The sequence below is a fragment of the Pseudomonas sp. UYIF39 genome (assembly GCF_029963765.1).
GTDB lineage: Bacteria > Pseudomonadota > Gammaproteobacteria > Pseudomonadales > Pseudomonadaceae > Aquipseudomonas.
Genome location: NZ_JALBYU010000021.1, coordinates 24,786 through 42,211, shown reverse-complemented (window position 1 = coordinate 42,211; position 17,426 = coordinate 24,786). Strand labels below are relative to the sequence as shown.

Genomic DNA, 17,426 nt, shown 5'->3' with positions numbered 1-17,426 from the left:
CCCGCTTGGTCTTAGCGTCGGCGGGCGAGAGGGTGCTAGGATACTGATCCGTTTTACTGGCGGCCACGCCTATCAGGCCTTTGATCGGTCAGCAGGTTGTTTGGGTTTACGGCGGAAGCTCTAAGTTTGTCAGCTAAACTCTGTGTTTTCGCCGACGATGCCGTTCCAGTCCTTCGTATTAGTCGACCTTTGAGGTGCTGTTGGCATCTCGACAAAATGTTGCGCATGAACAAGCTGGGTCAATCGCAGTCTGTTCTGCATCGAATATTTATTTGCCGGGGCGCCCTTTGGCGCGTCGCTACTGTGAGATAGCCGTCCTCCATGTTTGGTTCCAACGACGACAAGAAAGCCCCAGCTGCGGCTGGCGAGAAGAAAAGCCTGTTCGGATGGCTGCGCAAAAAGCCGCAGGAACCCGTCGTCGAACAGCCACAGCCACTTCCTGAGCCCACGCCCGCGCCGGTAATAGAAGAAGAGCTTGCGCCGATTGTCTTGCCGATCGCCGAGCCGGCGCTGCAACCGATCATCGAGCCTGAGCCTGAGCCTGATGTCGTCGTCGAAGTCGTGGCCCAGGTGCCGCTCACGCCCGTTGCCGAGCCATGGCTGACGTTGCCAGTGGCGGAAGAGCCAGTGGCATTGGTCGAAAATGAGCTGGCGCCCCACGTAACGCCGCCGATTCCGGCACCGACTGCGTTTGCTCCTGAGCCCGTTCAGCCACCAGTGGTTGAGCCGGTTGTCGCGCCGGTGGTGGTAGCCGAGCCTGAACCGGTTGTTCCGGAACTTGTGGTGCCCGCATTCGTTGCTCCGGTTGTTCAAGCGCCTGCACCGGTCGTCGCTCCCGTTGCCGCCGCACCTGTCATTCCCGTCGAAGCGCCTGCCGAGCCCACGCGTACCGAAGAAACCAAAGCCGGTTTCTTCGCCCGCCTGAAACAAGGCTTGTCCAAGACCAGCGCCAGCATCGGCGAAGGCATGGCCAGCCTGTTCCTGGGCAAGAAGATCATCGATGACGAACTGCTCGAAGACATCGAAACCCGCCTGCTGACCGCCGATGTGGGCGTCGAGGCGACTTCGGTGATCATTCAGCGTCTGACCCAGAAGGTCGCCCGTAAAGAATTGGCCGATGCCGATGCGCTGTACAAATCCCTGCAAGCGGAACTGGCGGCGATGCTCAAGCCCGTCGAGCAACCGCTGAAAATCACTTCGCAGACCAAGCCGTTCGTGATTCTGGTCGTCGGCGTCAACGGTGCCGGCAAAACCACCACCATCGGCAAACTGGCGAAGAAGCTGCAGCTCGAAGGCAAGAAAGTCATGCTCGCGGCCGGCGATACCTTCCGCGCCGCCGCCGTCGAACAATTGCAGGTCTGGGGCGAGCGCAACAAGATCCCGGTCATCGCCCAGCACACCGGCGCAGACTCGGCTTCGGTTATCTTCGATGCCGTGCAAGCGGCCAAGGCCCGGGGCATCGACGTATTGATCGCCGACACCGCCGGTCGCCTGCACACCAAAGACAATTTGATGGAAGAGTTGAAGAAGGTTCGCCGGGTTATCAGCAAACTCGACGCCGACGCGCCTCACGAGGTGCTGTTGGTGCTTGATGCCGGTACGGGGCAGAACGCAATCAGCCAGGCCAAACAATTCAACCAGACCGTCGAACTGACCGGCCTGGCGCTGACCAAGCTCGATGGCACCGCCAAAGGCGGGGTGATTTTCGCCCTCGCCAAGCAGTTCGGCCTGCCGATTCGCTACATCGGCGTCGGTGAAGGCATCGATGATTTGCGTACTTTTGAAGCAGAACCCTTTGTCCAGGCACTGTTTGCCGAGCGGGAGCGTTCATGATTCGTTTCGAACAGGTCGGTAAGCGCTACCCGAACGGTCACGTCGGCTTGCATGAGCTGAGCTTTCGAGTCCGTCGGGGCGAGTTTTTGTTTGTGACCGGCCACTCTGGCGCCGGTAAAAGCACCTTGTTGCGCCTGCTCCTGGCGATGGAGCGTCCGACCACCGGCAAATTGCTGCTGGCCGGGCAAGACCTGAGCACCATCAGCAACGCACAGATTCCTTACCTGCGACGCCAGATCGGCGTGGTGTTCCAGAATCACCAGCTATTGTTCGATCGCACGGTGTTCAACAACATCGCGCTGCCCTTGCAGATCCTTGGGCTTTCCAAGGCCGAGATCGCCAAGCGCGTGGATTCGGCGCTGGAGCGCGTGGCGCTGTCGGACAAAACTGATTTGTATCCTGGCGACCTGTCTACCGGTCAGCAGCAGCGCGTCGGCATCGCCCGCGCCATTGTTCACCGCCCGGCCTTGCTGCTGGCGGACGAACCGACCGGTAACCTCGATCCACGTCTGGCGGCAGAAATCATGGGCGTGTTCGAAGACATTAACCGTCTGGGCACCAGCGTGCTGATTGCCAGTCACGACCTGGCACTGATCGCCCGCATGCGCCACCGCATGCTGACCTTGCAACGCGGCCGATTGATTGGTGACGGGGAGGCCGGCGTATGAGTGCGACACGCAGCCCCAAGGTTTCCGAGCGCGTGGCCCCTAAGGCCGCCGATCAGCAACCGCAGAAGAAAAATCGCGACGATGATGACGGCCCGGATTTCGCCACACTGTTTCGTGCCTGGGTCGAGAGTCACCGTGCCAGCCTGCTCGATAGCTTGCGTCGTTTGGGCAAGCAGCCCATCGGTAGCTTCTTCACCTGCATGGTGATGGCGGTTGCTTTGAGTTTGCCGATGGGCCTGTCACTTTTGCTAAGTAACGTCGAGCGTCTCGGCGGTTCCTGGCAGCGTGCGGCGCAGATTTCCCTGTATTTGCAAATCGAGGCCAGCCCTTCTGAAGGCGAGTCGTTGCGCGAGCAGATCAAAGGCATGCCTGGCGTAGCTGATGCTGAATATGTCGGCCGCGATCAGGCGCTGGAAGAGTTTCAGCAGCAGTCCGGTCTGGGCGAGGCGCTCAAGGAACTGCCGGAAAACCCGCTGCCGGGCGTGGTTCTGGTGACGCCGAATGAGGTCGATAAGCCAGCCCTTGAAGCATTACGACAAAAACTTTCCGAGTTGCCCAAGGTACAACAGGCGCAACTTGATCTAGTCTGGGTCGAGCGTCTGGCAGCCATCCTCAAGCTGGGTGACCGTTTTGTCTTCGGTCTGACCGTGCTTCTGGTTTCTGCATTACTTTTGGTGATAGGCAATACCATTCGTCTTCATATTGAAAACCGCCGCACAGAGATAGAAGTGATTAAACTCGTCGGCGGCACTGACAGCTATGTGCGCAGGCCCTTTCTGTATATGGGTGCGCTTTATGGCTTCGGTGCGGGGATTCTTTCCTGGGGCGTATTGGCGTTCGGCCTTGATTGGCTGAACGACGCGGTGGTTGGGCTGGCCGGTCTGTACGGCAGTGATTTTGCGCTGGCCGGAGTGCCAGTTGCCGACGGTCTGTCTCTCTTGCTTGGCGCGGTGCTGTTGGGGTATATCGGTGCATGGATTGCAGTCGCACGCCACCTGAGGGAGCTTGCGCCTAAGTAGTATCATTTTGCTCGTATTGACCTTTCAGCGTTTATGGGAACTTGTCTTTCGGTTTCCGGTCAATTTTCGCAGTGCTGAACTGCACGAGTTATGTAAGTGGGAGGTTTTTTCGTATGACCAATTCTTTGCAACCTGCATATGCTCTGGTCCCGGGTGCAAACCTGGAGGCCTATGTGCACACCGTGAACAGCATTCCATTGCTGACACCGGAGCAGGAGCGCGAACTGGCCGAGAGTCTCTATTATGAGCAGGATTTGGGGGCGGCTCGGCAGATGGTGCTCGCCCACCTGCGTTTTGTTGTACATATCGCCCGTAGCTATTCCGGTTACGGTCTGGCTCAGGCTGACCTGATCCAGGAAGGCAACGTCGGCCTGATGAAGGCCGTTAAGCGCTTCAACCCGGAAATGGGTGTGCGTCTGGTTTCGTTCGCTGTGCACTGGATCAAGGCGGAAATCCACGAGTTCATCCTGCGCAACTGGCGCATTGTGAAAGTCGCGACCACCAAGGCCCAGCGCAAGCTGTTCTTCAACCTGCGCAGCCAGAAGAAGCGTCTGGCGTGGCTGAACAACGAGGAAGTCCACCGTGTGGCGGAAAGCCTCGGTGTAGAGCCTCGGGAAGTGCGTGAGATGGAAAGTCGCCTGACCGGCCATGACATGGCCTTCGACCCGGCCGCGGAAGCGGACGACGACAGTGCTTTCCAATCGCCGGCCAACTATCTGGAAGACCACCGGTACGACCCGGCCCGTCAACTGGAAGATGCTGACTGGAGCGACAACTCGAACCACAACCTGCACGAAGCGCTTGAAGTGCTGGACGACCGCAGCCGTGACATCCTCTACCAGCGCTGGCTGGCAGAAGAAAAAGCCACGCTGCACGACCTGGCGCAGAAGTACAACGTGTCGGCCGAGCGTATTCGTCAGCTCGAGAAGAGCGCGATGAACAAGCTCAAGTTGTCGATTGCCGCCTAACCGCAGCTCCGGCATAAAAAAACGCCCCGATCATTGATCGGGGCGTTTTTGTTTGTACCCATTTTTCTGCATCACCCTGGTCCCCTGTGGGAGCGAGCTTGCTCGCGATAGCGGTTTATCAGTCAATACTTATAGCGACTGACCCGACGCTATCGCGAGCAAGCTCGCTCCCACAGGGGTTTTCGGTGTTCAGGAAATTGTGTTCAGCTACTCGGCCCAAGGCGCCCGCCGCGAATCATTGAGCCCTGCAAGGTAGCTGTCGCCACCGAGCTGACTCATCTGCTGTCGAATCCATCCCGCTCGCCGTGCGACATAGCTGGTTGGGTGACTGGCACTCCACACTCGCGGGTTAGGCAACACCGCCGCCAGCAAACTGGCCTGCTGCCGGGACAGCGAGCGAGCGCCGACGCCAAAGTGATGCCTGGCCGCTGCTTCCGCGCCAAACACCCCGTCATCCCACTCGACGCTGTTCAGATACACCTCAAGAATTCGCTGCTTGGGCCAGAACACTTCGATCAGCCCGGTAAACCAGGCTTCCAGGCCTTTGCGTAGCCAGCTGCGGCCGGACCACAGAAACAGATTCTTCGAGACCTGCTGACTCAAGGTGCTGGCGCCGCGAATCGTTCCGCCGAGTTCGTTGTGGGCCAGTGCGGCCTGGATCGCGCCAAAGTCAAAACCCCAATGCTCCGGGAATTTCTGATCCTCGCCGGCAATCACCGCGACTTTCAGGTCGTCAGAGATTTCATCCCAGGGTTTCCAGGTGCGTTGCAGGTCGATGGGCTCGCCGTCGAACCAGGATTCGACCTTGCGCTCGACCATCAACGCGGTTCCCGGTGGCGGTACCACGCGAAAGATCAGCACCAGCAATACGCTGCCACCCGCGAACCAGAGCAGGGCCTTCGTGAATCGTCGCAAAAATAAACGCAGCATAGAGATGGCTTGGCCGAACCCGTTGAGCGGGCCATTATACAGACCCTGTGGATCGAGTCTGACTGGAGTTCTTCATGCTGCGTGGCTTTCTGATGCTGGTCGCTTTCTTCGGCTTCACCGGCGTTGCCCTTGGCGCGTTTGCCGCCCATGGCTTGAAAAGCCGCCTGACGCCCGAGTACCTGGCGATTTTCCACACCGGCGTGACCTACCAATTGGTGCACACGTTGGCCTTGCTGGGCGTTGCACTGCTGGCCACACAGATTCCCGGTCGCCTGATCACGTGGGCGGGTGCATCATTTGTCATTGGCATACTGCTGTTTTCCGGCAGTCTGTACCTGTTGACCATAACCGGCGTCAGCAAGCTCGGGATCATCACCCCCTTCGGCGGCCTGGCATTTCTGGTCGGCTGGTTCTGCCTGGGGCTTGCCGCCTGGCGGTTGAGCTGACCGAGCAGTCCATTTCATGACGAATGGCTTGGGTCGCCAAGACTGATCGGGCTAGAATGCCAGCCCCTAAAAATGATGGCGGCATCCGGCATGCGCATTCAGTTGAACGGCGAATCCCTTGAACTGCCCGACGGTGAAACCGTTGCGGCCCTGCTGACCCGTCTGGAACTGACCGGACGCCGGGTGGCGGTCGAACTCAATCTGGATATCGTCCCGCGCAGCCAGCACGCAGAAACCACGCTGAACGACGGCGATTCCGTCGAAGTGGTACACGCTATCGGCGGCGGCTAGTCGTCCGGCCCTTATGGGCACAGAATTCTGCAAGAACCTCACCCCTACAGAGGATTTCCCATGAGCATCGTTCGTAGCGACAAGCCCTTCGTCCTGGCCGGTCGTACTTACCAGTCACGTTTGCTGGTAGGTACCGGCAAGTACCGCGACATGGAAGAAACCCGCCTGGCCATCGAAGCCTCGGGTGCCGAGATCGTCACCTTCGCCGTGCGCCGCACCAACCTCGGCCAGAACCCGGGCGAACCGAACCTGCTCGAAGTCCTGTCGCCGGATCGCTACACCTTCCTGCCTAACACCGCCGGTTGCTTCGACGCTACCGAGGCTGTGCGCACCTGCCGCCTGGCCCGTGAGCTGCTCGGTGGCCACAACCTGGTGAAGCTGGAAGTGCTGGCGGACCAGAAAACCCTGTTCCCCAACGTGATCGAAACCCTCAAGGCCGCCGAAGTGCTGGTCAAGGAAGGTTTCGACGTGATGGTCTACACCAGCGATGACCCGATCATTGCCCGTCAACTGGCGGAAATCGGCTGCATCGCGGTGATGCCGCTGGCCGGTCTGATCGGCACGGGTCTGGGGATCTGCAACCCGTACAACCTGCAGATCATCCTCGAAGAAGCCAAGATTCCGGTGTTGGTGGATGCCGGTGTCGGCACCGCGTCCGACGCCACCATCGCCATGGAGCTGGGTTGCGAAGCGGTGCTGATGAACTCGGCCATCGCCCATGCCCAGCAGCCGATCATGATGGCTGAAGCCATGAAACACGCCATCGTGGCAGGTCGCTTGGCCTACCTCGCCGGCCGCATGCCGAAAAAACTCTATGCCAGCGCCTCCTCGCCGCTGGATGGTCTGATCAAGTAAGAGCCATTGATGACTGAATCAAACGAAACGCCTATCCAGCCGGAAGAAGGCGAAGAGCGCCAACACCGCCGCATCAAGAGTTTCGTGATGCGCGCCGGGCGCATGACCGAAGGCCAGCAAAAAGGCCTGGAGCAGGGCACGCCGCTGTTCGTCCTGCCATTGGCCGATGCGCCGGTGGACTTCGACCAGGTGTTCGGCCGTTCGGCGCCGCGTTCGCTGGAAATCGGTTTTGGCATGGGCCATTCGCTGCTGGAAATGGCCGCAGCCTCGCCGGAGCAGGATTTCATCGGCGTGGAAGTTCACCGTCCGGGTGTCGGCGCGCTGCTCAATGGCGTGCTGACTCAGGGCCTGACCAACCTGCGGGTCTACGATTGCGACGCGATCGAAGTGCTCAATAATTGCGTGGCCGACAACAGCCTCGATCGCCTGATGCTGTTTTTCCCGGACCCGTGGCACAAGAGCCGTCACCACAAGCGCCGCATCGTTCAGGCGTCGTTCGCTGAACTGGTGCGCAGCAAGTTGAAGATCGGCGGCATTCTGCACATGGCCACCGATTGGGAGCCGTACGCCGAGTACATGCTGGAAGTGATGAACGTCGCGCCGGGCTACCGCAACCTCGCCGAAGACGGCAAATGCGTCCCGCGCCCGACCGAACGCCCGATCACCAAGTTCGAACGCCGCGGCGAACGCCTTGGGCATGGCGTTTGGGATCTGAAGTTCGAAAAACAGTCCTAAGCCCTACGCACTACCAACTGTGGGAGCGAGCTTGCTCGTGATGAGGCCCTAACATTCAACATCTATGTTGACTGTTACACCGCCATCGCGAGCAAGCTCGCTCCCACAGTTGTTTTCGGTTGTAGCTGAATTCAGCGGCGGTCTGCGACGACGCCAATCAACACCAGCACCACCAACAGCACCGGCGCCAGGCTGTAGTTGTTGAACTGGCTCAGGCCTTTGATGATCCATGGCGTGGCGTAGATCAGCGCGACGCCGCTGCCGACCATGCACAGCAGGGCCATCAGCGGGACGCGCAAGGCGCCGGCGATGCTGCCCAGACGTGCGTCGACCCAGCCTTTGATATCCGCGCCAAACAACACCAGCAGACAGCCCACCAGTGCCAGAGCGATTTCAGACAGGTTGCTACGGCTCCAGCGGGACGCGGTGGCGAGCAGGTCGAGTATCAAATCCATTCGTTTTCCCTTAAGGCTGAAATCAGCTCAAAAATGTCTGCAGCAAGTCATTGAGGAAGAGTTGTCCGCGCTCGGTGGCCGCCAGACGTGACGGTTCGACCTGCAACAGGCCACTTTGTTCGGCGACCTGGCGGCCTTCGGCGAGGCTTTCCAGGCTCAGCCCGGTGCGTTCCGGATACAGTCGCGATTCCACGCCCTCGGTCAGGCGCAAGGCGTTCATCAGGAAATCGAACGGCAGTTCTTCATTGGTCAGGGCTTTCTCGCCAGCCTTGAAGCTTTTGGCCGGGTTGAGGTAGTCCTTCGGCAAGCGGGTCTTCCAGGTACGAACGATGCGCCCGTCCGGGTGGCTGAGCTTGCCGTGAGCCCCGGCGCCGATGCCGATGAAGTCGCCGAAACTCCAGTAATTGAGGTTATGCCGCGCCGGACGGCCGGGCTGGGCATAGGCCGAGACTTCGTATTGCGCGTAACCGTGTTCGGCCAACAGCGCCTGACCGGCCTCCTGAATGTCCCACAACGTGTCGTCTTCCGGCAGCGTCGGCGGCTGGTTCCAGAACACCGTGTTCGGCTCCAGGGTCAGCTGATACCAGGACAAGTGGGTCGGCTTCAGGGCGATGGCCTGGCGCAGGTCGCTCAGGGCATCGTCCAGGGACTGATCGGGTAAACCGTGCATCAGGTCCAGGTTGAAGTTGTCGAACCCGGCCTGACGGGCCATGCCGGCGGCACGTACCGCTTCGTCACCGTTGTGAATCCGCCCCAGGGCCTTGAGTTTCTCTTCTTGAAAGCTCTGGATGCCGATCGACAGGCGATTGATGCCCAGCGCCCGGTAGGCGACGAACTTCTCTTGCTCGAACGTCCCAGGATTGGCTTCCAGGGTAATTTCGATGTCGCTGGCGAACGGAATGCGCTGCTCGACGCCTTTGAGCAAACGGCCCAACGCCTCGGCGCTGAACAGGCTCGGCGTGCCGCCACCAAAGAAGATTGAGCTCAGCTCACGGCCGTAGACGGCATGCAGGTCCTGATCGAGGTCGGCCAGCAGCGCGTCCACATATTCTTCTTCCGGCAACACCGGGCTGGCGGTGTGGGAATTGAAGTCGCAATAAGGACATTTGCGCACACACCACGGGATGTGGATGTACAGCGCCAGGGGCGGCAGCACAGGCAGGGCGGCCCGAGGCGATTGGGCGGTACCGCCGAAGATCAGCGGCGATGCGGATGAGTCATGGATCATTTCAGGCCCAGACGCTGGCGCAGCAGATCCATTGCACGGGCGCGGTGGCTGATGAGGTTCTTGTCGCTCGGGCTCAACTCGGCGCTGGAGCAATCGCGCTCCGGCACCCAGAACAGCGGATCGTAACCAAAACCGTGTTCGCCGCTGGCCGCTGGCAGGATTCGTCCGTGCCACAAGCCTTCGCAGATAATCGGCAACGGATCGTCGGCATGACGCACCAGCGCCAGCACACAGACGAACTGTGCGCCGCGTTCGGCTTGCGGCACGTCCTTCAATACGTCGAGCAGTTTGGCGTTGTTCGCCGCATCGCCCTGACCATCGGCGTAACGAGCCGAGTAGATACCCGGCGCACCGCCGAGGAAATCCACGGCCAACCCCGAATCGTCGGCCAGCGCTGGCAGGCCGGAGATGCGCGCGGCATTGCGGGCCTTGAGGATGGCGTTTTCGACGAACGACAGGCCGGTTTCTTCAGGCTCGACGCTGCTGAATTCGCCGATCGAGCGCAGTTGCACCGATTCGCCGAGCATGGCCTGAAGTTCCTTGAGTTTGCCGGCGTTATGGCTGGCCAGTACGAGTTGCGTGAAGTTGATCATTCGCCGGGGAAAAGCTCTTGGTTGAAATTGATGGTGTTGATTTTGTCACCGTTCTGCACCTTGATGTCGAAGGTCCGGACTTCCTGCTGATCGACCGGGAACTGGGCGATGTAGTAGATCGCGCCCTGTTCAGTGATCTGTTTGAACTTCAACGGCACGGTCTGGCTGGTCAGGTCCTTCACCGATCCGCTGACTTCAGCGGTCAGTGGTTTGCCATCCTTGAGCACGGAGACGTTTATCACGCCCTGGTTCTTGCTTCGCGTCAGCCCGGCAGCTTTGGCGATATCCGGTGTCAGGAAGGTGGAGTTGAAGGTGTTGTAGTGCACCGTTACATCGCCAAAGGTTTCTTTGCGCTCGCCTTTGATGACGTCGGCGGCCATGGCGGTGACGCTCAGGCAGGCAGTAAGTACAAACAGCGCTAGTCGACCCATGTTCATTCTCCTCGAAGTGTCGTGACTCAGACCGCGACCTTGTGGTCTTGCAGCCCGGGGCTGCTGACGCGGTAAATACCGATTTCACCTAATAGATTAGGCCATAGCTTACTGGCCCACCCGTGACGGTGTTGTTGATCCACGGCAAGCCGATCAATGACCTTGGCTTCACGTTCGCGACACAACGCTTCAAAGTCTTCGAAGGTGCAAAAGTGGATGTTCGGCGTGTTGTACCAGGTGTACGGCAGAAAATCGGACACGGGCATCCGGCCCTTGCTCGCCAGGTACCAGCGGCAGCGCCAGTGACCGAAATTGGGGAAGGTGATGATGCACTGGCGACCGACGCGCAGCATTTCGTCGAGGATCTTGTCCGGGTAGTGCACGGCTTGCAGCGCCTGGGTCATGACCACGACGTCGAAGCTGTTGCTGGCAAAGTTGCCCAGGCCCTTGTCCAGGTCCTGCTCAATCACGTTGATGCCCTTGGCCACGCATTCGGCGATGTTGTCCGGGTCGTTTTCCAGGCCATAGCCGGTCACTTGCTTGTTATCGCGCAACCAGGTCAGCAGCTCACCGTCGCCGCAGCCGAGGTCGAGTACGCGGCTACCGGCGGGGATCCATTCCTGGATGATTTCCAGATCAGCTCTCATGGCTTTCTCACAACGTAATGCGGTTCATGTAATTGCTGAATGCCTGCAAGTAGCGCGGGATCGGAATCAGGAAGGCGTCGTGGCCTTGCGGAGCGTCGATCTCGAGGTAGCAGACGTCTTTCTTGGCCGCCATCAGCGCGTCCACCAGTTCCCGCGAGCGGGCAGGGGAGAAGCGCCAGTCGGTGGTGAAAGACATTACGCAGAATTTGGCCTGGGCGTTGGCGAAGGTTTTCGCCAGGTCATCGTCGAAGTTCGCCGCCGGATCGAAGTAGTCCAGCGCCTTGGTCATCAGCAGGTAGGTGTTGGCGTCGAAACGCCCGGAAAACTCTTCGCCCTGATAACGCAGGTAGCTTTCGACCTGGAACTCGACGCTGTGGAAGTCGTAGTTGAGCTTTTCGCTCTTCAGGCCCCGACCGAATTTCTCACCCATCGAGTCATCGGACAGGTACGTGATGTGCCCGACCATCCGCGCCAGCATCAAGCCACGCTTGGGGATCACACCTGCTTCCTGGAACGAACCGCCGTGAAATTCGGGGTCGGTGAGGATTGCCTGGCGCGCCACTTCGTTGAACGCGATGTTCTGTGCCGACAGCTTGGGGGCCGAGGCGATGGCCAGGCAGTGACGAATGCGATCCGGGTAGGTGATGCTCCACTGCATCGCCTGCATGCCACCGAGACTGCCGCCAATCACGGCGGCCCATTGGCCGATGCCGAGCAGGTCAGCCAGGCGCGCCTGGCTGTGAACCCAGTCTTCCACGGTCAGCACCGGGAAGTCGGCGCCAAACGGCTTGCCGGTTTCCGGATTGATACTGCTCGGGCCGGTGGAGCCGTTGCAACCGCCGAGGTTGTTCAGGCTGACCACGAAGAATTTGTTGGTATCAATGGGCTTGCCGGGGCCGATGCAGCTGTCCCACCAACCGGGTTTGCGGTCGTCGGGGCTGTGGAAGCCGGCAGCGTGATGATGACCGGACAAGGCGTGGCAGATCAGCACGGCGTTGCTCGCCGCGGCGTTCAGCGTGCCGTAGGTTTCGTAGATCAGGTCATAAGCTGGGAGCGAACGGCCGCAGGCCAAGGCCAGGGGTTCGCTGAAGTGCGCCACTTGCGGCGTCACCAGACCAACAGAATCGGGGGGAAAGGCAGCTGGCATCGACCCTGCTCTCGTTGAAATGAGGCGTAAGTCTAAAGACCGCTGCCCCTAGCAGCAAGCTAAGGCCGGGCCTGATTTCATTCAGCTGGACCGAGGCGCATTCATCGCGAGCAAGCTCGCTCCCACAGGGGAACGCATCCCAGATGTGGGAGCGAGCTTGCTCCGGGCGGCGTTCCGACGATGAACGATAACGCGGTCAGCCTGCCGGGCGCGCAAGATCCGGCAAATCCGGCAGCTTCTTCGGCGAGCAAATCCGCACCCGTTTCTGCCGATTCAACTCCCCACTGATCAAACTCACCTGGCTCTTGGAAACCCCAAACGCCTTGGCCAGAAACGCCATCAAATACGCGTTGGCCTTGCCTTCAACCGGCGGCGCCGTCAGGCGAATCTTCAATCGATCCCCATGCAGCCCGCAGAAATCATCGCTGCGGGCCGCCGGTTGCAGGTGACATTCCAGAATCAGGTCGTCACCGTCCCAGCGAAAGTAGCTCACCGGGTCAGATCAGTAGACGCAGGATTTCCGGCATCATCGTCATGGCGGCGAGGTTGTTGATCACCAGCATGTCGATCAGCTTGAGCACCATGAACGCCAGGATCGGCGAAATATCCAGGCCGCCGAGGTTCGGCAGGATCTTGCGGAACGGTGCCAGGGCTGGCTCGCAGATCTGGTTCACCAGCTCGGCGCCAGGGTTATGGCTGCCCGGCGCGACCCAGGACAGGATCACGCTGATGATCAGGGCAAAGAAGAAAATCTTCAGGAACAGCGCGGTCACGCCGATCAGCGACCAGAGCAGCAATTGCAGCGGGTTACCGGTGGTGCCGTAAGTCAGCAGCAGAGTCAGGGCCATCAGCGCCAGCTGCACGAGGATCGCCAGCACCAGCGAGGACATGTCCAGGCCGAACATGCTCGGGATGATCCGGCGCAACGGCTTGAGCAGCGGCTGAGTGGCTTTCACGGCGAACTGGCAGAGCGGGTTGTAGAAGTTCGCGCGTACCAGTTGCAGCACAAAGCGCAGCAGCACGATCAGCAGGTACAGGCTGCCGAGGGTTTGCAGCACGTAGACCGCTGCAGTGTTCAATCCAATCATGTAAGGCTCCTTATTGACCCAATTGTTCGGCCATCTCGGCCGAGCGGTGCGCCGCGGCGCCGAGTGCTTTTTCTACCAGGGCTTCGAAGCCGCCGGCCTGGAACGACTTGATCGCCGCTTCCGTCGTGCCCGCAGGTGACGTCACGCGGCGACGCAGTTCAGCAGCGTCGACGTCACTGGCCACGGCCATGTGAGCAGCGCCCAAAGCGGTTTGCAGGGTCAGTTGTGCAGCGGTTTCCGGCGGCAGGCCAAGTTTCACGCCGGCGGCGGTCATGGCTTCGATCAGCAGGAAGAAGTACGCAGGGCCCGAGCCGGAAACGGCGGTGACCGCGTCCAGTTGCTGCTCTTCATCCAGCCACAGTGCGATGCCGACGGCGGACAGCAGTTCTTGCGCCTGTTGACGTTGCTCGGTGTTCACTTCAGTCGTGGCGAACAAACCACTCACGCCTTGACGCAGCAGCGCCGGGGTGTTGGGCATGCAACGCACGATCGGTTGGGCGCCGAGCCAGTTGTTCATGCTGGCGCAGGTGATGCCGGCCGCAATCGAGACCACCAGTTGATTCGGCTTGAGGCTTGGGCGAAGCGCTTCGCAAACAGCCTTCATCGCTTGGGGTTTGACCGCCAATACGACGACTTCGGCGCCCTGGATGGCGTCGGCGTTGTCGGCGAACACTTCGATGCCGTGTTCAGCGTTCACGCGAGCGCGGGTTTCAGCGCCCGGATCGCTGGCGCGGATCTGCGCGGCGTCCAGACCTTTGGCGCGCAGGCCGCCGATCAGGCTGGCGGCCATGTTGCCGGCACCGATAAAGGCAATACGAGTCTTGCTCATGTCAGGTCCTTATAAAGAGAGGAGTCAGCCATATTTCAAGGCTGACCGTAGTCGCGGGCACCAAACAGGGCCGTACCGATACGGACCCAGGTGGCGCCCATGGCGATGGCCGACTCGAGGTCGTGGCTCATGCCCATGGAAAGTGTGTCGAGCGGCAGATTCAGGCTGGCTTGCAGAAGCTGCACGGCAGCAAAAGCGGCATCCTGGGCGGCGCGATCTTCAGTCGGCTCGGGGATCGCCATCAATCCACGCAGCTTGAGGCGAGGCAGTTCGCTGATGGCATTGGCCAGGGCCGGCAGGTCGGCCGGGGTGCAGCCGGATTTGCTTGCTTCACCACTGACGTTGACCTGGATGCAGATGTTCAGAGGCGGCAAATCGGCAGGACGTTGTTCGGACAGGCGTTGTGCGATTTTCAAACGATCCACGGAATGCACCCAGGCGAAGTGCTCGGCGATAGCGCGAGTCTTGTTCGATTGAATGGGGCCGATGAAGTGCCAGATCAAGGGCAGGTCGGCCAATTCGAGCTGTTTGCTCAGGGCTTCCTGCAGGTAGTTCTCGCCAAAGTCGCGCAGCCCGGCGGCATACGCTTCGCGCAGGGCTTCGGCGGGCTTGGTCTTGCTCACGGCCAGCAGCTGGACGCTGTCTTCGTCGCGCTTTGCGGCGACGGCAGCGGCGTGGATGCGTGAACTAACCTGAGCGATGTTGTCTGCTATCGTGGACATCAAGAGGCGCCGGCGGTCTGAAGGTTCGCGGCATTCTACTGGAATTGAGGAACGCTATGGATATCACTGAGCTGCTGGCTTTCAGCGCGAAACAGGGCGCGTCCGACTTGCATCTGTCTGCCGGCCTGCCACCGATGATTCGGGTCGACGGCGATGTGCGGCGCATCAACCTGCCAGCCCTGGACCACAAGCAGGTGCAGGCGCTGATCTACGACATCATGAACGACACCCAGCGGGTGGACTTCGAGAAGCACCTGGAAACCGACTTTTCCTTTGACGTGCCCGGTGTGGCGCGTTTTCGGGTTAACGCGTTCAACCACAATCGTGGTGCTGGCGCGGTGTTCCGGACCATTCCGTCCAAAGTCCTGAGCATGGACGACCTCGGTATGGGGGAAGTGTTTCGCAAGATTACCGAAGCACCGCGGGGGCTGGTGCTGGTGACCGGTCCGACCGGTTCCGGCAAATCCACCACCCTGGCGGCGATGATCGATCACCTGAACACCCATCGTCACCACCACATCCTCACCATCGAAGACCCGATCGAGTTCGTCCACGAGTCGCGCAAATGTTTGATCAACCAGCGTGAAGTCCATCGCGATACACGCAGCTTCGCCACGGCTCTGCGCTCGGCCCTGCGGGAGGACCCGGACGTGATTCTGGTGGGGGAGATGCGGGATCTCGAGACCATTCGCCTGGCGTTGACCGCCGCCGAAACCGGTCACCTGGTGTTTGGCACGCTGCACACGACATCGGCGGCGAAAACCATCGATCGGGTGGTGGATGTGTTTCCGGGGGACGAGAAGTCGATGGTTCGTTCGATGCTTTCCGAGTCGTTGCTGGCGGTGGTATCGCAGACCTTGGTCAAGAAGATCGGCGGCGGGCGGATTGCGGCCCACGAAATTATGCTCGGCACGTCAGCGATCCGTAACCTGATCCGCGAAGACAAGGTGGCGCAGATGTACTCGTCGATTCAGACCGGGGGAAACCTGGGGATGCAGACGCTGGATATGTGCTTGAAGGCGCTGGTGAGCAAGGGCTTGATCAGCCGCGAGCATGCGCGGGAGAAGGCGCGCACGCCGGATGGTTTTTGAGGCTTAAAGCAAAAGATCGCAGCCTGCGATCTTTTGCTCTTGCTTCAAATCAGCGCTGAACAACCTGCAGGGTGTTCTTCTCTTTCGGCATGACCCGCTTGGCAACCACGTAGTGGCTTTCCCAGTAGGGTTTTTTCAGCGTGTCGATGGTCACCGACTTGCCACGACGTGGTGCGTGGATGAAGCGGTCGTTGCCCAGGTAGATGGCAACGTGATTGACCCGACGGCTCTTGATGTTGAAGAAAATCAGGTCGCCAGGCTTAAGATCCTTGCGATCGACTTTCTCCCCATGACCGCTGGCCATGGCGTTGGAGGTGCGCGGCAGGTCAAACGTGGCGTCGTTAAACGCGTATTTCACCAGGCCACTGCAGTCGAACCCTTTACTTGGGCTGCTGCCGCCCCAACGGTAAGGAGTACCGAGTACGTTGACGGCGCGGCTCAGCACGTTGCTGCTTTCCTTGCTTGCCATCGGCGGAACCAGGCCGCTGTTGCTGCTCAGGTGGGGAGCGCGTTTTACGGTCTGTTTGTTTTTGCTCGAAGGAGCAGAAACATGGGATTTTTGGGTGTAACCATTAACGTTAGGAAGACGTTGCTCACGATTGGTGGCGTGGGCGGCCAGTGGCATCAAAAGGCAAATGGTTAGCCATGTCTTGAAAAATGGACGCATTAGGCAGGGCTCATATAAGTTAGCGCGCAACTTTATAACAGCTTTTTTGGCCCTTCCGAGGCCGTTGGTCGATTCAACCTTGGGGTCAACGGAACCAAATAAGCGGAAAATAGACGCGATTGTCGGACACGACGCCTGTGCTACAAGGCTTTGACGGGACACAAGGTACCATTTGCCATACGTCGGCAACCTGTAAAAAAGTCACAAAGAATTCAAGAATATTTATCTATCGAGTGAAACGAGGACCTTCATGAACACCTATCAACAGTCCGATCCGCAACAAGATACCCACAGCAAGGTGATCGGTTACCTGCTGTGGATTTTCGGTTTTACCGGCGCTCACCGCTTCTATTACGGCAAGCCAGTGACGGGGACGATCTGGTTCTTCACCTTCGGTTTGTTGGGTATCGGTTGGCTGATCGACGTGTTTCTGATCCCGGCCATGGATCGTGAAGCGGACCTGCGTTTTACCGCCGGGCCCATTGAGTACAACGTAGCGTGGATTCTGCTGACGTTTCTGGGGGTATTCGGCGTACACCGGATGTATCAGGGGAAGTGGATCAGCGGGTTGCTGTACCTGGTGACGGGCGGGTTGTTTTTTGTGGGGGTGCTGTATGACTTCTGGACGCTGAATGACCAGGTTTCGGTGCGTAACGCTCAGAATAGAGGCGCTTTCCAGTAGTTGTGGCGAGGGGGCTTGCCCCCGTTCGGCTGCGTAGCAGTCGCAAATCAGCAATGGAGTTCTGTCTGAAGAAATCCGGTTGCTAATAATGGGGCCGCTTC

The 17,426-nt window shown here is 59.6% G+C and carries 22 protein-coding genes; 10 read left to right on the top strand and 12 right to left on the bottom strand.

Going from position 1 to position 17,426, the window contains the following annotated elements:
• Positions 1 to 321: 321 nt before the first annotated feature.
• From ftsY to rpoH, 4 genes are all read left to right on the top strand, one after another.
• Positions 322 to 1,833: a signal recognition particle-docking protein FtsY gene (gene ftsY, locus MO767_RS23575; RefSeq protein ID WP_282482465.1), complete on the top strand. Its 1,512-nt coding sequence runs from the start codon at positions 322 to 324 to the stop codon at positions 1,831 to 1,833.
• Positions 1,830 to 2,501: a cell division ATP-binding protein FtsE gene (gene ftsE / locus MO767_RS23570; RefSeq protein WP_008152655.1), complete on the top strand. Its 672-nt coding sequence runs from the start codon at positions 1,830 to 1,832 to the stop codon at positions 2,499 to 2,501. Before ftsY ends, ftsE begins: the two co-directional genes overlap by 4 nt.
• Positions 2,498 to 3,520: a permease-like cell division protein FtsX gene (gene ftsX, locus MO767_RS23565; protein ID WP_282482464.1), complete on the top strand. Its 1,023-nt coding sequence runs from the start codon at positions 2,498 to 2,500 to the stop codon at positions 3,518 to 3,520. The genes ftsE and ftsX overlap by 4 nt, the downstream gene beginning before the upstream one ends.
• A gap of 113 nt (positions 3,521 to 3,633) precedes the next feature.
• The gene (rpoH, locus tag MO767_RS23560; RefSeq protein ID WP_007897890.1) at positions 3,634 to 4,488 is read left to right on the top strand and encodes an RNA polymerase sigma factor RpoH; all 855 of its coding nucleotides are present in this window, start codon (positions 3,634 to 3,636) and stop codon (positions 4,486 to 4,488) included.
• 207 nt (positions 4,489 to 4,695) lie between these two features.
• Here rpoH and mtgA read toward each other — a convergent pair whose 3' ends face one another.
• Entirely contained in the window at positions 4,696 to 5,418 is a 723-nt protein-coding gene (mtgA, locus tag MO767_RS23555) for a monofunctional biosynthetic peptidoglycan transglycosylase (protein ID WP_282482463.1), read from the bottom strand.
• 74 nt (positions 5,419 to 5,492) lie between these two features.
• On the opposite strand from mtgA, the gene MO767_RS23550 reads away from it, so the two are divergent.
• The 4 genes from MO767_RS23550 (at position 5,493) to trmB (ending at position 7,745) form a co-directional block, all read left to right on the top strand.
• Positions 5,493 to 5,864: a DUF423 domain-containing protein gene (locus tag MO767_RS23550; RefSeq protein WP_129440332.1), complete on the top strand. Its 372-nt coding sequence runs from the start codon at positions 5,493 to 5,495 to the stop codon at positions 5,862 to 5,864.
• A 90-nt stretch (positions 5,865 to 5,954) separates the two neighbouring features.
• Positions 5,955 to 6,155: a sulfur carrier protein ThiS gene (gene thiS / locus MO767_RS23545; RefSeq protein ID WP_007897898.1), complete on the top strand. Its 201-nt coding sequence runs from the start codon at positions 5,955 to 5,957 to the stop codon at positions 6,153 to 6,155.
• Positions 6,156 to 6,215: 60 nt separating this feature from the next.
• Positions 6,216 to 7,010 (top strand): thiazole synthase, encoded by a 795-nt coding sequence (locus tag MO767_RS23540; protein ID WP_007897902.1) that lies wholly within the window; start codon positions 6,216 to 6,218, stop codon positions 7,008 to 7,010.
• A 9-nt stretch (positions 7,011 to 7,019) separates the two neighbouring features.
• Positions 7,020 to 7,745, top strand: a complete 726-nt coding sequence (trmB, locus tag MO767_RS23535; protein ID WP_282482462.1) for a tRNA (guanosine(46)-N7)-methyltransferase TrmB — start codon at positions 7,020 to 7,022, stop codon at positions 7,743 to 7,745.
• A 131-nt stretch (positions 7,746 to 7,876) separates the two neighbouring features.
• Here the strand turns inward: trmB and MO767_RS23530 are convergent, their stop codons facing one another.
• The 10 genes from MO767_RS23530 to MO767_RS23485 all read right to left on the bottom strand — a co-directional run bounded on the left by MO767_RS23530 (position 7,877) and on the right by MO767_RS23485 (position 14,885).
• A complete protein-coding gene (locus MO767_RS23530) occupies positions 7,877 to 8,200 on the bottom strand; it encodes a DUF3392 domain-containing protein (protein WP_033060485.1) in 324 nt (107 codons plus the stop codon).
• A 22-nt stretch (positions 8,201 to 8,222) separates the two neighbouring features.
• Positions 8,223 to 9,428, bottom strand: a complete 1,206-nt coding sequence (gene hemW / locus MO767_RS23525; RefSeq protein ID WP_282482461.1) for a radical SAM family heme chaperone HemW — start codon at positions 9,426 to 9,428, stop codon at positions 8,223 to 8,225.
• A complete protein-coding gene (rdgB, locus tag MO767_RS23520; protein ID WP_008152637.1) occupies positions 9,425 to 10,021 on the bottom strand; it encodes an RdgB/HAM1 family non-canonical purine NTP pyrophosphatase in 597 nt (198 codons plus the stop codon). The genes hemW and rdgB overlap by 4 nt, the downstream gene beginning before the upstream one ends.
• Positions 10,018 to 10,452 carry a DUF4426 domain-containing protein gene (locus MO767_RS23515; RefSeq protein ID WP_008152635.1) on the bottom strand — a complete coding sequence of 145 codons (435 nt, stop codon included), beginning with the start codon at positions 10,450 to 10,452 and terminating at the stop codon, positions 10,018 to 10,020. The genes rdgB and MO767_RS23515 overlap by 4 nt, the downstream gene beginning before the upstream one ends.
• A 26-nt stretch (positions 10,453 to 10,478) precedes the next feature.
• Positions 10,479 to 11,099: a methionine biosynthesis protein MetW gene (gene metW, locus MO767_RS23510; RefSeq protein ID WP_149628312.1), complete on the bottom strand. Its 621-nt coding sequence runs from the start codon at positions 11,097 to 11,099 to the stop codon at positions 10,479 to 10,481.
• A gap of 7 nt (positions 11,100 to 11,106) precedes the next feature.
• Positions 11,107 to 12,246 (bottom strand): homoserine O-acetyltransferase, encoded by a 1,140-nt coding sequence (locus tag MO767_RS23505; RefSeq protein WP_123368495.1) that lies wholly within the window; start codon positions 12,244 to 12,246, stop codon positions 11,107 to 11,109.
• Between the two features lie 196 nt (positions 12,247 to 12,442).
• Positions 12,443 to 12,739, bottom strand: coding sequence for a DUF167 domain-containing protein (locus MO767_RS23500; RefSeq protein ID WP_076029425.1), 297 nt, complete (start codon positions 12,737 to 12,739; stop codon positions 12,443 to 12,445).
• Positions 12,740 to 12,743: 4 nt separating this feature from the next.
• A complete protein-coding gene (locus MO767_RS23495) occupies positions 12,744 to 13,334 on the bottom strand; it encodes a YggT family protein (protein ID WP_129440346.1) in 591 nt (196 codons plus the stop codon).
• 10 nt (positions 13,335 to 13,344) lie between these two features.
• Entirely contained in the window at positions 13,345 to 14,163 is an 819-nt protein-coding gene (gene proC, locus MO767_RS23490; protein ID WP_282482460.1) for a pyrroline-5-carboxylate reductase, read from the bottom strand.
• Positions 14,164 to 14,198: 35 nt separating this feature from the next.
• The gene (locus MO767_RS23485) at positions 14,199 to 14,885 is read right to left on the bottom strand and encodes a YggS family pyridoxal phosphate-dependent enzyme (RefSeq protein ID WP_282482459.1); all 687 of its coding nucleotides are present in this window, start codon (positions 14,883 to 14,885) and stop codon (positions 14,199 to 14,201) included.
• A 56-nt stretch (positions 14,886 to 14,941) separates the two neighbouring features.
• Between MO767_RS23485 and MO767_RS23480 the strand changes: the two genes are divergently transcribed.
• Positions 14,942 to 15,976, top strand: coding sequence for a type IV pilus twitching motility protein PilT (locus tag MO767_RS23480; protein WP_282482458.1), 1,035 nt, complete (start codon positions 14,942 to 14,944; stop codon positions 15,974 to 15,976).
• A gap of 49 nt (positions 15,977 to 16,025) precedes the next feature.
• Here MO767_RS23480 and MO767_RS23475 read toward each other — a convergent pair whose 3' ends face one another.
• Positions 16,026 to 16,643 (bottom strand): C40 family peptidase, encoded by a 618-nt coding sequence (locus MO767_RS23475; RefSeq protein ID WP_282482457.1) that lies wholly within the window; start codon positions 16,641 to 16,643, stop codon positions 16,026 to 16,028.
• 250 nt (positions 16,644 to 16,893) lie between these two features.
• Here MO767_RS23475 and MO767_RS23470 point away from each other — a divergent pair, with 250 nt between their 5' ends.
• Positions 16,894 to 17,325, top strand: a complete 432-nt coding sequence (locus MO767_RS23470; protein ID WP_129440356.1) for an NINE protein — start codon at positions 16,894 to 16,896, stop codon at positions 17,323 to 17,325.
• Positions 17,326 to 17,426 lie beyond the last annotated feature (101 nt).

Coding starts and splice junctions, on each gene's coding strand:
- ftsY (WP_282482465.1), top strand. CDS start 322: ATGTTTGGTTCCAACGACGACAAGAAAGCCCCAGCTGCGGCTGGCGAG.
- ftsE (WP_008152655.1), top strand. CDS start 1,830: ATGATTCGTTTCGAACAGGTCGGTAAGCGCTACCCGAACGGTCACGTC.
- ftsX (WP_282482464.1), top strand. CDS start 2,498: ATGAGTGCGACACGCAGCCCCAAGGTTTCCGAGCGCGTGGCCCCTAAG.
- rpoH (WP_007897890.1), top strand. CDS start 3,634: ATGACCAATTCTTTGCAACCTGCATATGCTCTGGTCCCGGGTGCAAAC.
- mtgA (WP_282482463.1), bottom strand. CDS start 5,418: ATGCTGCGTTTATTTTTGCGACGATTCACGAAGGCCCTGCTCTGGTTC.
- MO767_RS23550 (WP_129440332.1), top strand. CDS start 5,493: ATGCTGCGTGGCTTTCTGATGCTGGTCGCTTTCTTCGGCTTCACCGGC.
- thiS (WP_007897898.1), top strand. CDS start 5,955: ATGCGCATTCAGTTGAACGGCGAATCCCTTGAACTGCCCGACGGTGAA.
- MO767_RS23540 (WP_007897902.1), top strand. CDS start 6,216: ATGAGCATCGTTCGTAGCGACAAGCCCTTCGTCCTGGCCGGTCGTACT.
- trmB (WP_282482462.1), top strand. CDS start 7,020: ATGACTGAATCAAACGAAACGCCTATCCAGCCGGAAGAAGGCGAAGAG.
- MO767_RS23530 (WP_033060485.1), bottom strand. CDS start 8,200: ATGGATTTGATACTCGACCTGCTCGCCACCGCGTCCCGCTGGAGCCGT.
- hemW (WP_282482461.1), bottom strand. CDS start 9,428: ATGATCCATGACTCATCCGCATCGCCGCTGATCTTCGGCGGTACCGCC.
- rdgB (WP_008152637.1), bottom strand. CDS start 10,021: ATGATCAACTTCACGCAACTCGTACTGGCCAGCCATAACGCCGGCAAA.
- MO767_RS23515 (WP_008152635.1), bottom strand. CDS start 10,452: ATGGGTCGACTAGCGCTGTTTGTACTTACTGCCTGCCTGAGCGTCACC.
- metW (WP_149628312.1), bottom strand. CDS start 11,099: ATGAGAGCTGATCTGGAAATCATCCAGGAATGGATCCCCGCCGGTAGC.
- MO767_RS23505 (WP_123368495.1), bottom strand. CDS start 12,246: ATGCCAGCTGCCTTTCCCCCCGATTCTGTTGGTCTGGTGACGCCGCAA.
- MO767_RS23495 (WP_129440346.1), bottom strand. CDS start 13,334: ATGATTGGATTGAACACTGCAGCGGTCTACGTGCTGCAAACCCTCGGC.
- proC (WP_282482460.1), bottom strand. CDS start 14,163: ATGAGCAAGACTCGTATTGCCTTTATCGGTGCCGGCAACATGGCCGCC.
- MO767_RS23485 (WP_282482459.1), bottom strand. CDS start 14,885: ATGTCCACGATAGCAGACAACATCGCTCAGGTTAGTTCACGCATCCAC.
- MO767_RS23480 (WP_282482458.1), top strand. CDS start 14,942: ATGGATATCACTGAGCTGCTGGCTTTCAGCGCGAAACAGGGCGCGTCC.
- MO767_RS23475 (WP_282482457.1), bottom strand. CDS start 16,643: ATGCGTCCATTTTTCAAGACATGGCTAACCATTTGCCTTTTGATGCCA.
- MO767_RS23470 (WP_129440356.1), top strand. CDS start 16,894: ATGAACACCTATCAACAGTCCGATCCGCAACAAGATACCCACAGCAAG.